Here is a 15564-nt window from a genome sequence, read left to right on the forward strand (position 1 = left end):
AGTCGATCATGAAGGAGAGATGAAGATGGAGACTTCAAAGGCCATTCATTTGTTAAAATGCCACGCATATGCGCAGGATGATACGGATTTACCGAAAGTATCTGGGGGCTTCCTCGGCAGTCTTCGACCATTTCGGGGTGAGCTGAAGGAAGAGAATTTCCATGAAATGATGATTGTTATACGAGCGCTTGCTGCAAAGCTGGGGGAGCCAGCGCTGGATCGTGAGATGATAGCCTGCTTGTGGAGCATTTGTAAGCTTGGGCGCGCGTGGGCGGTGGAGCCGGAAGGGATGCTGCGTTCGAATGATTTGATGACTGATGAGCAGGTTGAACGTATGGAGAATTGGCTCGATCTGATCTCCTATGCCGTTATGATTTTGCTGGACGATGGGGGCGAGGAAGAAGCATTCTGGGGCTATCGCGAATATGTCTCGGAGCAGCTTGCACCGCTGATGGCGGAGCTTGATGATTTGCTTCCAGAAAAGGCGCTGGAGGCTGAAATCCAGGAGCTGCATGGCGAGTATAAAGAGCGGACAGGGGCGGACGAAGAGAGATTGGCTGCCTTTGAAGCAAAATTCGAGGTGCTGCTGCCCGAGGATTTCCGTAGCTTCTATCGTCTTAAAGACGGTAGTGGGTATGCGTTTCATATCATTTATACGGGGGATGCCGCAATGGACGAATGTATTCCCTTTTACCTAATGTCTCTGGATGAAATGGAGAAGACCAAGAGCTATTTTTGCGAACGGGACGAGCTTTTGGCACAGTATTATTCCGCAGAAGAGATTCAGCGGCTGGCTCCAGAGATTAAGCCTTATTTATTTCATAAACAATGGGTTCCGTTTGCGACCATGGCCGGTGGCTCTCTATATTTAATGCTCGACCTCGATCCATCCGATCAAGGGACATATGGGCAGGTTATCAGCTATGTGCATGACCCGGATTTTGTCTATTATGTAGCGGGTTCCTTCACAGGTTTGCTGCGTGAATCGAACCGGAATTTGAGCTTGATGGATGAAATCGAGTATTGAGCGGGGAGGAGTGACCCCGAAGGAGGCAGTATATTGAAGCAGGTTATTGTCGATAAAATAATGGAACTGGAGCGGGAGCACCAGGTTAAGGTTTTGTTTGCGGTGGAGTCGGGCAGCCGGGCTTGGGGGTTTCCGTCTCAGGATAGTGACTATGATGTACGGTTTGTCTATATCCACCGACCAGAGTGGTATTTGTCCATCGATGAGAAACGGGATGTGATCGAGCTTCCGATTAACGAGCAGTTGGATATCAGCGGCTGGGACATTCGCAAGGCTTTGCGATTATTCCGGAAGTCGAACCCGGCGCTGATGGAGTGGCTTGTCTCGGAGATCCGATACTATGAAGCCTATGGTTTCAGGGAAGAATTGCTTGCATTAAGAGAGCAGGTCTTCTCTCCCCAAGCTTCGGTCTATCACTATTTGCATATGGCAAAGGGGAATTTCCGGGAATATCTACAGGGCGAGCAGGTGAAGATCAAAAAATACTTCTACGTGCTTAGACCGATCCTCGCCTGCCGATGGATTGAAAAGTACAATACGAGTCCGCCGATTCTGTTCCAGGAGCTGGTTCAGGATCTGGTGACGGAGCCAGAGCTGCGAGCCGCGATTGAGGAGCTTTTGCGCAGGAAAATAGCTGGCGAGGAGCTGAATCTCGAGCAGCGTGTCGATGTGATCCATGAATTTGTTGAACGGGAGCTCGAGCATCTATCCGAGTTCGCCAAAGCGGTGCAAGCCAAGCTTGCAGATCCGACAGAGCTTCTGGACGAGTTGTATCGGAAGTACTTGCAGATTGCTTGGGAGTAAATGAATATTCCTAACGAAACGCCATAACGCTATTTGAGCGAAATTGAGGCTTTAAGCGGCTATTCCGGCTAAATAACGATACCCAGGTTCGTTAGAATTTTGAAAGGCCCTTTTTGCTGCGAATAGCGTTACTACGTTTCGTTAGAGCTCGTTAAGCCAGGGCGCTCGCTTATTCCCAACGATAATGCCCCAACAGTTCCTCCGCATGGCTACGGATCTGCTCCACGATTTCCTGGGGTTCGATGACCCGGGCCTCCTTCCCCAATTGAGCAAAAAACTGAGCGGTAAACGGAATTTCATTGTGGTCAATCACCGTGTCGATCAGGCCGACGATTCCATCCTCACGCTCCTGCTCAAGCAAGATCGGCTGATACCAGGGCTTGCTCTGACTTTTCCTGATGCCCTCGCGGGTTAATTCCACCACCAGACGGACGGGCGAGGAGATCGTATAGCTCTGAAGCCACTCCATCAGATTTGTTCCTGCCTTGTAAGTATCCTCAGTAACCTTTATTGATAGAATACGATCCACTCGAAACAGTTGAATCCTACTCTTGTCCATATCATAAGCAGGTGTATACCATAATCCGTCATTTGTATAAACCCCGATCGGTGCCACGTTTCTCGATTTGTCGCCGCTTCTGGATTGATACTCTATAGTGATAACTCGGTGCTCTGTCGCGGCTTCGACCAGCTCTTTTAAATAGGGGGCGCGTAGGCCGCGCTGCGGATTCCAGAAGGATAGCACGGTTTCCAATTGACGGATCTTCTCCCGGGTATCCTCCGGTAGCGCGACAAGCAGCTTTCTTGAAGCAGATTCAATATCGGCATCAAAAGGCAGGGATTCGTAGAACGTCAGAGACCGAAAGGCGAAGAAAATAGACAACGCTTCATTCTCATCGAATAAAACCGGCGGCAGCACCCTGTTCTTCAATGTGCGGTATCCACCGTTGCGGCCTTGCTCCGTGTAGATCGGCACGCCCATTTCGCTGATCTCCAGTAAGTAGCGATGTGCGGTACGGACGGAAACGCCGAACTCATCGGCGACCTCCTGGGCCGTGAAGCTCCGCCGGGAATTCACATACATAATCAGGTCGAACAGCAGCTTGGTCTTGGACAGGATAATCACCTCATAATCCCTTGTCTAAACTAGACAATTATTGACATGTTAAGAGTATATACTGTTCCTTGCAGGTGGTCAAAGGACCTGAAAGGAGTGCAGGACATGAATTCAGAGAATACAGAATCGGGCAGCAAGATCAAGGTGATCGGCGCGCGGGAGAAAAACCTCAAAAATATTAACGTCAGCATCCCCAAAAAACAGATCACCGTATTTGCGGGTGTCTCCGGCTCCGGGAAGTCGGCGCTCGTATTCGATACGTTGGCTGCGGAATCGCAGCGTCAATTAAATGAGACCTATTCGAGCTTTATCCGGCATCGTCTTCCTCATTATGGACAGCCGAATGCGGATGCGATTGAGAATCTACCGGTCGCCATCATTATCAATCAGAAGCGGATCGGCGGAAATTCAAGATCCACGGTGGGCACCATCACAGATATTTACTCTTTGCTCCGCCTACTCTTCTCCCGGATTGGCCAGCCTTATATCGGTGAAGCGGAGGCCTTCTCCTTCAACAATCCGCAGGGGATGTGTGAGAAATGCGAGGGACTTGGCATCGCGAAGGAGATTGATACCCAGCGCCTGTTGGACCGGGAGAAGTCATTGAATGAGGGCGCGATTCTTTTTCCGACTTTCACGCCGGGTGATTTCCGCTGGAAGCGGTACGTCTGCACCGGATTATTCGACAATGATAAGAAGCTGAAGGATTATACGGAAGAGGAATGGGATACGCTGCTGTACAAATCTGGCTTCAAGCCTCCCCATCCGACAGAAGGATGGCCGATGACCTCGCTGTATGAAGGGGTGATTCCTCGCATCATCCGCAGCTTCCTGAGCAAAGATTCCAGGGACTCCAAGCTCTATAAGCAGGAGATTGAGCGTGTGGTGAAGGAAGGGGTATGTCCGGAATGTCAGGGCGCGAGGCTGAACCCCCAGGTATTGGCCTGCCGGATCCGCGGGAAGAACATTGCCGAGTGCACAGCAATGCAGGTCAGTGAGTTGATTGACTTCATGCATACGATCGAGGAGCCGGTGGCGGAGACGATTGTGGCCGCTATTACGCTCCGTCTGCGGCAGATGGTGTCCATCGGCCTGGGGTATTTAACCCTGAACCGCGAGACAGCGACCCTATCGGGCGGCGAATCCCAGCGAATCAAAATGGTGCGGCAGTTGGGGAGCAGCTTAAGCGATCTGGTGTATATTTTCGATGAACCGAGCATCGGCCTGCATCCGCATGACATCGAACGGATTAATACGCTGTTTAAGCGATTAAGAGACAAGGGAAATACCATCGTCATCGTCGAGCATGACCCGGATGTGATTGCGATCGCCGATCATGTGATCGAGATGGGACCGAAGGCGGGAGTGGAAGGCGGACATGTGGTCTATGAAGGGGACTTACCAGGCTTGAGCGCAGCAGAGACATTAACAGGCCAATTTCTAAGGCAGAAGCCCACTTTGAAACGAGAAGTCAGACAGCCTGCCCGCTGGCTATCGATCCGGCATGCTTCCGCACACAATCTAAAAAACGTAGATGTCGATATTCCGGTCGGGGTGATGACAGTCGTAACCGGAGTGGCCGGGTCAGGCAAGAGCACGCTGGTGAACCGGGTGCTCCCCCAATATATTCAAGATTCGGCTTATATCGATCAAGAGCCTATCCACGCCTCCAGCCGTTCGAATATCGCGACTTTTACAGGTATATTCGATCCGATTCGCAAGCTGTTTGCCGCCGCCAATCGGGCGGAGATGTCTCTGTTCAGCTTCAATTCGCAAGGGGCTTGTCCCGAGTGCAAAGGAGCGGGTACGGTATCGACGGATCTGGCCTTCATGGATTCCATTGAGACGGTATGTGAAGCGTGCGAGGGGCGAAGATTTAAGCCGGAAGTTCTGCGCTATCAGCTGCGCGGCAAGAATATCAGCGAAGTGCTGGAGATGACTGTGGAGGAGGCAAACCTCTATTTTGTGGAAAAGGATATTCTGCAGACTCTACAGCGATTACAGGATACGGGAGTTAGTTATGTGTCACTAGGGCAGCCGCTAAGCACCTTGTCGGGAGGTGAACGGCAGCGGGTCAAGCTAGCCAAGGAAATGGACCAGCGCAGGCAAGTGTATGTACTTGACGAGCTGACGACAGGGCTCCATATGTCGGATATCCGCAAGCTGCTAGTAACGGTGAACCGTCTGGTGGATCAAGGCAGTACTGTCATCGTGATCGAGCATAATCTCGATTGGATGACACAAGCGGACTGGATCATCGATCTGGGCCCGGGAGCGGGGCAGCAAGGCGGTGAAGTCATATATGCTGGTAAGCCGCAGGGGCTGCTGCATTGCGAAGCATCGCTGACAGGAAGGTGCTTGCGGAGATACTTGCAACAGTGATCAGGCAGTATGAGAGGTCATGTCTGTCCTAAATGCCGGATCCCCACATATAAATATGTGAAGGGAGAGTGAGGCGAATGGATAAAACAGTGAAGCAATACTACCAGCTTAAACAGCAGCAGAAGGAGATCGAGCAGCAATTGACCGAATTACGCAGCGAGATTATCAACCAGTGTACCGAGCAGGGGCTGTCAGCCCTCGAAGCCGGACATTACAAGGTGAAGCTGGTGCAGCAGGAGCGTAAAGAATATGATGATCAGAAGCTGTACGAAGCGCTGCCGGACCCCGAAGTATGGCGCATGCTGTCTAAGGCAGACCCGTCCAAGGTAGCTAGCTTGATCAAGCTGCGGGTTATCTCCGAAGAAAGTATTAAAGGAACCTATTCATTGAAGAATGTGACATTGCTTCAAGTAGACAAGAAATAAAGCGAGTCCAAGCGATTACGGGGCAGGAGGCCCCGTAATCGCTTGGACTTTTTTGCTCGTTCACTCTGTATAAGTGCAAATATGCAACTATATGACTCCTAAAGGCTCTCTGTAGAAGAAATAACTGCTTTTATGCAACTAATTGGCGGGGTTTCTTTCTATTCGCGGTTAAGGCGAGGAAATAGTAGCATAAGCGCAGTTATTTTCTAATTTAGGAGTGAATTCACTGGGGATAATTGCACTTCTGCAGCTATTTATTCCAGACCGTATCGCTACTACTAACATATTTAGACATAAACCGCGCTATTATCACCCTCTCAGTAGGAAGAAAAGGAGAGCGTTGTCGGGTTTTAGTGTATTATCTCGATAAATTTAATTGTATTAATAGGAGGAAATTTGTAGGAAATATAGAAGTTAATATGATACACAGCTTGGCGAACGAATCTAGGAAAAAATTTTTGAAGGAGATGAGAGTGCTTGAAGAGGAGAATGATAGGTAGTTTGCTAAGCTTCTTATTAGCCTTCACGCTAATACTGCCTGCAGTAGGAGCGCAAGAAGGCGTCTCGCCGGATGCGGGCGGAACGAAGAGGATCATTTCACAGTTAGATCCGGAGAAGGTCTCGCTGGAGTTAAGCGGCCTGGATCAAAGAACTCCACTGAAGAAGCCATCTCAGAGCGCCGAGGCGCTGGGATCGGCGAAGCAGCAAGGCAATGGATTGCAAATTGAGAAGAGTAACCCCCTTGAAGCGACAGCGAATCAAGCGATTCAACCCCAGAGCTATGTTCCCCTCTCAGATAGTACAGAACGCATTTCCGTCATCGTAGAATTACAATCCGAGCCTGTGAAGGTACATGAGGCGAATCGAAGCCCAATGAGCTTCGGCATCGCGCCTTCTTCTCATCTGTTGAAGGTGAAGACAGAGCATCTGAGTTTCAAGAAAGCAGCAGTAAATAAGCTGGATGCTGATATTAACCACGAATATAGCAATATATTCAATGGCTTCTCGTTGGAGATCGCTGCTGACCGGGTGGATGATCTACTGAACATTCCTAGCGTCAAAGCCATCTACCCGAACAACACCGTGTACGCTACGGAGGAGACAGAGCTTGGCGATACAGTTGGAGTTCCCGTTGGCAGTGTACCGTTCATTGGCAGCGAAGCCTTCTGGCAGGACGGTTTTAAAGGGAAAGGTCTCAAGGTAGGGGTTATCGATACGGGTATTGCCCATGATCACCCGGATCTTGAAGGAGCTGTAAATCGGAATAATATAGGTTATGATTTCGTGAATAACGATGGTGATCCTTATGAAACAACGAAGGAAGACTATGAAAAGGCTCATGCACAAGATCCTAGTATCCCGGAATTTGATCCTGAGACCGGTAAGCCCTACTGGACTTCACATGGAAGCCACGTCTCTGGTGTGATCGCTGGCCGAGGCGTAGGTGCGGATGGCCAACCAGGGATTACAGGAGTAGCTCCAGAGGCGGAAATTCACGCTTATAAGGTGCTTGGTCCCTATGGTAAAGGCTCAACGGCGAATGTGATCGCTGGGATTGAGAGAGCTGTAGCAGACAAGATGGATGTCATTAACCTGTCGCTCGGCTCAGAGACGAATAATGAGAAATCCGCAGATTCAGTCGCTGTTAACAATGCGATGGTCGCTGGCACGATTACGGTCATCTCGAACGGCAATAGTGGTCCGGCAGAGGCGACAGTCACCGATCCAGGGACGGCTGAGCTGGTTATCTCCGTAGGCGCATCGAAGCCACCGCTGGTCACGCCGATCCTGAAGATCGAAGGAACCAATGAAGAGTTCGAGGTAGATACTTTTGATAAATCTTCCGGGATTGAGAACTTAACAGAATCCTATCAGCTGGTCGATGTGGGAGTTGGTAAGGTAGAAGACTATGCTGGCAAAGAGTTAAGCGGGAAAATCGCTTATATTCAGCGTGGTGAAATTTCCTTTAGCGACAAAGCGCTCAATGCTATCAACTCCGGCGCTATAGCTGCTTTAGTCTATAACAATGCTCCAGAGGCGTTGGAAAGTGGTACCTTAGGCGATGTTGACGTAACGATTCCGATATATACTCTCTCTGGCACATACGGTAATCAGATTAAGGGTTTACTGGGGACTAATCCGAATTTAGAGGTAAATTTTGATACAAAAATTGAAAAGGATATTATTGCGGGCTTCAGTTCCCGCGGTCCATCCAAGCCATCCTTTGCCATCAAACCGGATATTTCAGCGCCCGGGCTCGGGGTACGCTCCAGTGTCCCGGATTATGAGGGATGGTATGCAGCCCAGAACGGAACAAGCATGGCCGCGCCGCATATTGCTGGGGCCGCAGCTTTGCTTAAAGATAAGTATAGTGGTTTATCTCCGTTCGACATTAAGTCGCTCTTGATGAATAATACTGTGAAGATGACGGATCGTGACGGTAACCCTTATACCCATATGGACCAAGGGGCGGGCCGGGTCGATCTGAATCGAGTATTGCAAGCCAAGGCGGTTGCCGAGGTCGAAGCGAAGACGAACGCAGTCAAGGATGGCGTGAATTTTACCCATTATACAGGCAGCCTTTCCTATGGATATGTGAATCATGGGGAGAGCGCGGAACGCAAGGTGATTGTTAAGGATATTGCGAATACGAATTCATCTTATACGATTAGTACGGAGTGGCGTGATCCTTCTTCTACTCCAATTGAGATAACATTGTCTGAGGAAGAAGTTGAAGTGTCTGCGGGTGGGACAGCTACGTTCACAGTAACCGCTACAGTTGCGACCGAAGCTGTAGATCAGCGTTATGAGGGTGAACTGATCCTGACCGAGGCTGGCGGACATGTGATTCAACTGCCGATTGCCATCTACGTAGGCGAGGCTCCACAACCGATCGATGTGGTGACTAACCTGCAACTGGTGCCGAATATATTCTCACCGAATAATGATGGTTCCGTGGATACTGCGAAGGTTTCCTTCCGGATTAACGAGTATACCGAATACTTCTCATTGGACGTATTCTCGTTAGACAATGTGTGGTTGGGTACGATTATAGAGACGGATGAAGGAATCAAACCGGGCAGCTATAACTTGACAGAGGGCTGGAATGGTACGGTCTATTATGGTACGGAAGAAAGGAAGCTAGCCGACGACGTATATGTACTTGTTCCATTTGTAGGAAATCTGTATGATGAACCGGTTCCGGTAGAATCACAGGTTAGTCCGTTTATTATTGATACCGAGGCTCCAGTGTCTGAGCTAGTGAGCCCAGAAATTGCTGTTAACCGGGGGATCGGAACGATTTCCGGGAAGGTCACTCATGATCTGCTGATCGACTTGAACGATTTATTTAATCTTCCGCTTCGTGAGTTGATCGGTGTTGCAGCGCTTTATGAAGATAGCCATGGAGAACTGCAGCAGGTGAACGGTCAGATCGATGATGATGGTAACTTCTCGATTCAGGTACCGGTAATTCCGGGAGAAAATAGCTTCGAAGTGTATGTCTATGATATTGCAGGCAATGGTATGAATGAACCGGCGCATATTGTGAATTACAATTTAACGGATAACGTAACACCTGTTCTTACACCAGCAGAGGTGGAGGAGAATGGGGATGCCACGCTTAGTGTTAACTTCTCAGTGACGTCCGCCGTTTACTCGGCGAAGTTCGATCTGCTCTACAGCAAGGAACTGACGGATATTAATGTAGCGGAGAGCGAGGAGCTGAAGGAGTACCAAGCGCAGCACAACCCAGATCAAGAGCTGACAGTAACATCGGCGGTCTATGATTACAGCGAGGAATTGAACAGGTATGAGTTCTACACGAGTCTGAATGATGTAGACGGCTACGTTGGCCAAGGCTCGCTGGCTAACTTCAAGATCCATGCGATTCCAGCGGGGCAGTATGCTTTTGAGCTTGCTAATCTCGTGCTGCTGGATCGGGACGGCAATGAAGTTCCGGTAAGTGTGAACGATAAGGCGGAATTGACGGTTCAACCTGTTCAACAGCCGGAATTGTCTGTTGCTCCGCAGTCCTTGTCGTTAAAGACTGGCGAGAGCAGCAAGCTGACCGTTAACTATAAGGCTGCAGATGGTTCGGTAACGGATGTCACTTACGAGGCAGCGTACGCGGTAAGCCATGTGAATATCGCTGCGGTGGAGAAGGGCGTAGTTACGGCCAAGCAGAAGGGCAGTACGGATGTTGAAATTACGTACGAAAATCTGAAGGTTAACGTCGCGGTGACCGTAACGGAATCAAGCCCGGGCGGCGGTAACAATAATGGAGGCGGCAGTAGTGGTGGCGGTAGCAGCAGTGGTGGAGGATCATCAACACCAACGCCTGCACCGAAGCCATCAACTCCAGATGATAGAACAGTCAAGGAACCGCTCAAGGCAGGTGAGCCAACGGTTCTGAAGCTTGCCGGTGGCTTGACGGTGACGATTCCAGCAGGGGCGATTACCTCGCAGGAGGCTGCATTCGTTCAAGGCAGCGCTGCTTCCAAGGAAGATACGGAAGCTCTATTGAGGGGCTTGCAGCTGGGTTCAACGATCAAGGCGCTGGGTATATATTATGATTTCTCTATTCTTGATAAAGACGGAAAAGCGCTTGACAACATCTCTTTCAGCAAGCCGGTAGAAGTGTCTGTTCCGCTTGAAACACTTAACCCTGGCAGCTTGAACGGCGAGAAGATCAATCTGTTCAAAATCGGCGATAAAGGCGTGTTGAGTGGACACACCGGTCGTCTGGCGGATGGTAAAGTGGTCGCTCATTTGAACAGCTTCAGCCGCTACATGTTCATGGCCAAGAATATCGTCTTCAAGGACGTAACGACGGCGAATTATCCATGGGCGGTGAAGGAGATTGAAGTGCTGGCCTCCAAGGATATCGCTACGGGAACTAGTGCAGATGCATTTAGTCCTGGCAAGCAGGTAACACGGGCCGAGTTCGTCTCCTTATTAGTCAGAGCCCTGGAGCTTGGCAAGAGTGAGAACAGCAATACACAGTTCAGCGATGTTGAGTCCGGAAGCTGGTACTATGATGCGGTGCAGACCGCGGTATCGGCGGGATGGATCAACGGCTACGCAGACCATACCTTTGCACCGGACAAGAATATCACTCGCGCCGAAATGGCGGTGATTCTGTCCAGAGTGCTGCAGCATTTAGGCGTGACTGAAGGAACGGATGCATCTGTTCCGGAATATGCCGATCAGGCGGAGATCCAGGCCTGGGCCAAGGCTGCGGTTGCACAGGTAGCGAAGCTGGGCATTATGCAGGGCCGGGGTGAGACCCGCTTTGCTGCGCAGGAGCATACGACCCGCGCCGAAGCTGCGGTAGTAGTCTACCGGATTTTCAAGGGCTACACCAAATAATCAGCGTCATTATAAAACAACTGTCGGGGCGATCTCCGGCAGTTGTTTTTGTTAGCGCGAACTCGAAGTTCTGTTAGTAGAGGAAGGAAAACCGCAGCTATGAAGAGAAAGAGGTAAGAAGAGGAAGAAAGCGGATGCCTATGCAGCGAGTCTTGGCCGTGCTGGGGGGAAGCAAGCCAATCGTAAGGTGTCACTCTCAGCCGCAAAGCTGCAACTCAAATGTCATAAGAGTAACTCGACCGAGCACAGGCACAATTCAGTTGCAATGGTGCAATCTAGCCGTACCAGCACGCAATCCATCATGCCGAAGTCAACTTAACTCTATCATGCTGGAATGTGGTACGTGTTACCTTGGGTTAATGGCAGAACTTTGACTAGAATGGGGAATTGCTAATGAGAAGCTGGTTTACCAAGCATAAGAACGACTCGATTATAAAACTGAACAAGCCGGACGAGCAGACTCAGAAATGCTCCAGATGTAAACGGCGCAAGAAGCTCACATTTTATGCTAATGATTACGGCGTGGTCCGGGGGCTATGCAAAGAGTGCAGGAAGGAAATTGGCGACAAAGAGGAGCTGTATCCGATTTAGTAGATTAGGGTCAGGCTAGGGCTATTGGGGGGAAGTCTCGATTACTCCAAAGCCAGCAAATATCAGACTATTGAAGTCCTAACGAAACAACAGAGCGTTATTTCCTTAAAAATAGCGATAAAAAATTTAACGGTACACAACGCTTGCAGAAATGGTAATCATTTGATTCCAGGAAATTTGTCGAATATAATGGAAAGTATACAAGTTACTAAATACTAGCGCAGAGGTACGTGAACAATGATTAGAAAAATGGAGTTAAAGGACAGAGAAGCTTTTGTCGCAATGGCCAATGAGTTCTATCATTCAGATGCGGTATTGCACAGCATTCCTGAGAGCAACATAGAGAAGACCTTCGATGAGCTCATGGCGGGCAGCCCTTATATTGATGGTTATATCTTTGAATGTGACGGGGAGAAGGCCGGATATTCCCTGCTCTCGATCACTTATTCGAATGAGGCCGGCGGGCTTGTCGTCTGGGTCGAGGAGATTTATATTTTGCCGAAGTTCCAGGGCAGAGGCATTGGCAAGGAGTATATGGACTTTGTTGAAGAGGCTTATAAGGACAAGGCAGCGAGAATTCGCCTAGAGGTCGAGGAAGAGAATGAACGGGCGATTAAGATTTATGAGAAAAAGGGCTATAGACAGCTCGATTACTTGCAAATGTACAAAGGTAAATAGAAAACGTAAGACGGTAGCGCGAGTTATCTTCTTAGGACGGGGATCATTCATAAGGCCTTGATATAGGCACGGGATGATCCCTGTTTGATTTTCATGGGATTAATTTTCAAGGGGAAATACGAGGGGCTGTGTGAGAGAAAAAAATATCGTCTCATGGCGTTCTAACGGTGATTTTGTTATAATATCCAATTAAATCTATTAACTCTGCTCTGGTGAGAATAGTGCGCATTGGAGTAGGACAACAACTGAGTGGGAGGAATTCATAAACATGAGTACATCGCAGTTCTTTGCCAGACCACAGCTTGCCGACTGTGTGCCAGACCTAGTTGCTACGGCTAGAGGAGATAAGAAGGCCACGCTTGTCATCCAGAATGCGAAGCTGGTTAACGTATGCTCAGGAGAAATTCAGGATGGAATATCGATCGGTGTTCAAGGCAGCCGGATTGCATTTGTAGGGGCCGATGCCAGCCATTTGATCGGTGACGAGACGAAGGTGATCGATGCTGCCGGTCGTTACGTAGCTCCTGGCTTGCTGGATGGACATTGCCATATTGAGAGTAGTCAAATTACACCTACCCAATTCGCCCGGGCCGTTCTTCCGAAGGGGACGACAGGCGGATTTTTTGATGCGCATGAGATTACGAATGTACTAGGGCTGCCGGGTCTGAGACTTATGCTTGATGAAGCCAGACAAACCCCACTCGCAGCATATATGCAGGTTGCTTCCTGCGTCCCTTCAACCGGGCCGGATATGGAGACAGCAGGTGCTGAGATCGGTCCTGAAGAGGTTGCCGAAGCCTTCACTTGGGGCCCTGATATGATTGCTCTGGGAGAGGTTATGAACTTCCCGGGCGTTGTATTTGGCGATGAGAAAATGATTGGAGAGATTCAGGCGACGCTGCGGGCTGGTCGAGTAGCTGACGGTCACTATACATGGCCGGTGGATGACTGGAGAATCTCCGCCTATGCGGCTAGCGGAATTACAGGCTGTCACGAAAGCGTGAATGCCGAGGATGTTATCGAGCGTGTCAGAAGAGGCATGTATGCCAAGATGAGACGCGGCTCGGCCTGGCATGATGTGGCTGAATCGATTAAGGCGCATACGGATTATAACATTGATACACGCCGTATGATGCTCGTGACGGACGACCGTAGTCCAGAATCCCTCGTGGATGAAGGGCATATGGATTTCGTCGTTCGCCACGCGATCTCGCAGGGGGTTCGTCCGGTGACTGCCTTCCAAATGGCGACGATCAATACGGCGGAACGCTTCGGCGTGGCGCGTGATGTGGGCACCATTACACCGGCTTCCTTTGCCGATATGATCATTCTGGATGGCAATCTGGCTGATGTTAATGTCGTGATGACGATCGCTGCCGGACAGATTGTCGCTGAGCATGGCAAAATGGCTGTGGAATTGCCTGACTTCACCTATCCGCAGGAGGCGATCCACTCCGTTCACCTTAATCGTCCGGTAACGGAGCAGGATTTTGTAATCGAGGCCCCGATTCCATCCGGTGAATTGACAGCCAGAGCGATTGGCGTGCGCGAGAATCATGTAGATACGACGGAAGATCTCGTATCTGTAAGGATTGAGAACGGCCAGGTCGCTCTTAAGATAGAGGAAGGCTTGTCCAAGCTTGCTGTGATCGAACGCCATAAAGGAACGGGCAACAAGACGGTTGGCCTGGTATCACGGGTTGGCTTCAAAGTACCTGCTGCACTGGCAACCACCGTTGCTCATGACTGTCACAATATCATGGTCATCGGGAACTCCGATGCACTGATGGCCAAGGCAGCGAATACGGTAGCTGAGATGCAGGGTGGTATCGCGGTTGTCACGGAAGACGAAATCGTCAAGCTTCCGCTGCCGGTGGCAGGACTGATGTCTAATGCGCCGTTTGAACAGGTTGCCGAGCAATCTCGCGCGGTGAGCCAGGCGCTGTATCGGGCAGGCTGCACGATGAACTATGCGTTCATGACCTTGTCCTTGCTGGCACTGGTCGTTATCCCTGAGCTGCGCATCTCGGATATCGGCTTGTTCAAGATGACGGAGCAGGGCTTCGTGAAGGTTCCTCTCTTCGTCTAAAGAGCAAGATGAGCTTATTTGACATCCTGGTGTTGACATCGTTACAATAATAAGTAATTGAATAGGAAATCCACTAGGGGAGTCGTGTAGACGACTGAGACAAGATGATTCTTGGACCCTTTGAACCTGATCTAGTTAGCACTAGCGTAGGGAAGTGGAGTCGGACTGATTTGCTTTTTTTAACCCAATGATTAGGCCGCTCCATACCCGGAGCGGTCTTTTTTTGCTATATCAGGGGCTGTATTCGAGCGCGGATTTCCTCATTCAACAAATTAGGAGGTGGGGACATGAGTTTCGCACAAGAGCTTCGTCGTCAGGCCGATCCGATTTTTGAGGCTATTTATGAACATCCCTTTGTAAGAGGGATTGCCAGCGGGGAATTGCAGAAGGAGCAATTAATCCATTATGTGAAGCAGGATTTCGAGTATCTGAACGCCTTTATGCGGATCTATGGTATCGCGATCTTCAAGAGCAGTACCCGTGAGGAAATCGAAATGTTTAACGAGCAAATTGCCTTTGTACTTCACAGTGAGGTGCACCCGCATAATAATTTCTGCCAAGTGGCCGGCGTTACCTATGAGGAGATGCAGGGCTTTCCCCTTGCGCCATCAGCACATCATTATATTCGGCATATGTTGACGGTTGCGCATGAAGGAAGCCTTGGTGAAATTGTGGCCGCGCTGCTGCCTTGCCCATGGACCTATATTGAGATCGGTCAGAGACTGCTCGAAGAGGTCAAGCCGAAGGAGTCGCATCCGTTCTATGATTGGATCTATTTTTATGGTGGGGGAATGTCGGATTTGACCGAGCGCTTCTGCAATTACCTGGATGACTGGGCCGCAAAGGTGACAGAGGCTGAACGAGCACGGATGCGAGAGCATTATCTATTGAGCTGCCAATTGGAGTATATGTTCTGGGATATGGCGTTCAAGCAGCAAGAATGGCCGGTTAGCCTATAAAGGATAGGTCTGGACTCGCGCCCATAGTAGTTGCCTATACGGAATGTGTACCAACAAGCTTGAAAGCCTACAAAGCTTGCGATTATGTATGAATTTTGCAATTGTTTCACTCAAGGATCGAA

At 49.8% G+C, this 15564-nt stretch carries 10 protein-coding genes and 1 riboswitch; of the genes, 9 read left to right on the forward strand and 1 reads right to left on the reverse strand.

The genetic code is table 11. From position 1 onward, the window contains the following. Nucleotides 1-25 precede the first annotated feature (25 nt). A complete protein-coding gene (locus tag BFJ94_RS26165) occupies nucleotides 26-1027 on the forward strand; it encodes an SMI1/KNR4 family protein (RefSeq protein ID WP_308424660.1) in 1002 nt (333 codons plus the stop codon). Between the two features lie 33 nt (nucleotides 1028-1060). Beyond that, complete coding sequence (locus BFJ94_RS24090; protein WP_120464882.1) at nucleotides 1061-1831, forward strand: nucleotidyltransferase domain-containing protein; 771 nt, start codon at nucleotides 1061-1063, stop codon at nucleotides 1829-1831. 169 nt (nucleotides 1832-2000) lie between these two features. Here the strand turns inward: BFJ94_RS24090 and BFJ94_RS24095 are convergent, their stop codons facing one another. Continuing rightward, a complete protein-coding gene (locus BFJ94_RS24095) occupies nucleotides 2001-2957 on the reverse strand; it encodes a helix-turn-helix transcriptional regulator (protein WP_229716883.1) in 957 nt (318 codons plus the stop codon). Between the two features lie 96 nt (nucleotides 2958-3053). Here BFJ94_RS24095 and BFJ94_RS24100 point away from each other — a divergent pair, with 96 nt between their 5' ends. The 7 genes from BFJ94_RS24100 (at nucleotide 3054) to tenA (ending at nucleotide 15442) form a co-directional block, all read left to right on the forward strand. Beyond that, nucleotides 3054-5330, forward strand: coding sequence for an ATP-binding cassette domain-containing protein (locus BFJ94_RS24100; RefSeq protein ID WP_120464883.1), 2277 nt, complete (start codon nucleotides 3054-3056; stop codon nucleotides 5328-5330). A 77-nt stretch (nucleotides 5331-5407) separates the two neighbouring features. Beyond that, on the forward strand, nucleotides 5408-5755 hold the full coding sequence (locus BFJ94_RS24105; protein WP_120464884.1) for a hypothetical protein: 348 nt from the start codon (nucleotides 5408-5410) through the stop codon (nucleotides 5753-5755). 477 nt (nucleotides 5756-6232) lie between these two features. Further along, complete coding sequence (locus BFJ94_RS26100; protein ID WP_162944390.1) at nucleotides 6233-11125, forward strand: S8 family serine peptidase; 4893 nt, start codon at nucleotides 6233-6235, stop codon at nucleotides 11123-11125. A gap of 393 nt (nucleotides 11126-11518) precedes the next feature. After that, a complete protein-coding gene (locus BFJ94_RS24115; RefSeq protein ID WP_120464886.1) occupies nucleotides 11519-11716 on the forward strand; it encodes a hypothetical protein in 198 nt (65 codons plus the stop codon). Nucleotides 11717-11953: 237 nt separating this feature from the next. Beyond that, nucleotides 11954-12394, forward strand: coding sequence for a GNAT family N-acetyltransferase (locus BFJ94_RS24120; RefSeq protein WP_120464887.1), 441 nt, complete (start codon nucleotides 11954-11956; stop codon nucleotides 12392-12394). Between the two features lie 268 nt (nucleotides 12395-12662). After that, nucleotides 12663-14483: an adenine deaminase gene (locus tag BFJ94_RS24125; protein WP_120464888.1), complete on the forward strand. Its 1821-nt coding sequence runs from the start codon at nucleotides 12663-12665 to the stop codon at nucleotides 14481-14483. 65 nt (nucleotides 14484-14548) lie between these two features. After that, nucleotides 14549-14653, forward strand: a riboswitch (TPP riboswitch). A gap of 117 nt (nucleotides 14654-14770) precedes the next feature. Then, a complete protein-coding gene (gene tenA, locus BFJ94_RS24130) occupies nucleotides 14771-15442 on the forward strand; it encodes a thiaminase II (protein WP_120464889.1) in 672 nt (223 codons plus the stop codon). Nucleotides 15443-15564 lie beyond the last annotated feature (122 nt).

Origin of the sequence: Paenibacillus aceti (genome assembly GCF_003614185.1) — a bacterium.
Lineage (GTDB): Bacteria > Bacillota > Bacilli > Paenibacillales > Paenibacillaceae > Fontibacillus > Fontibacillus aceti.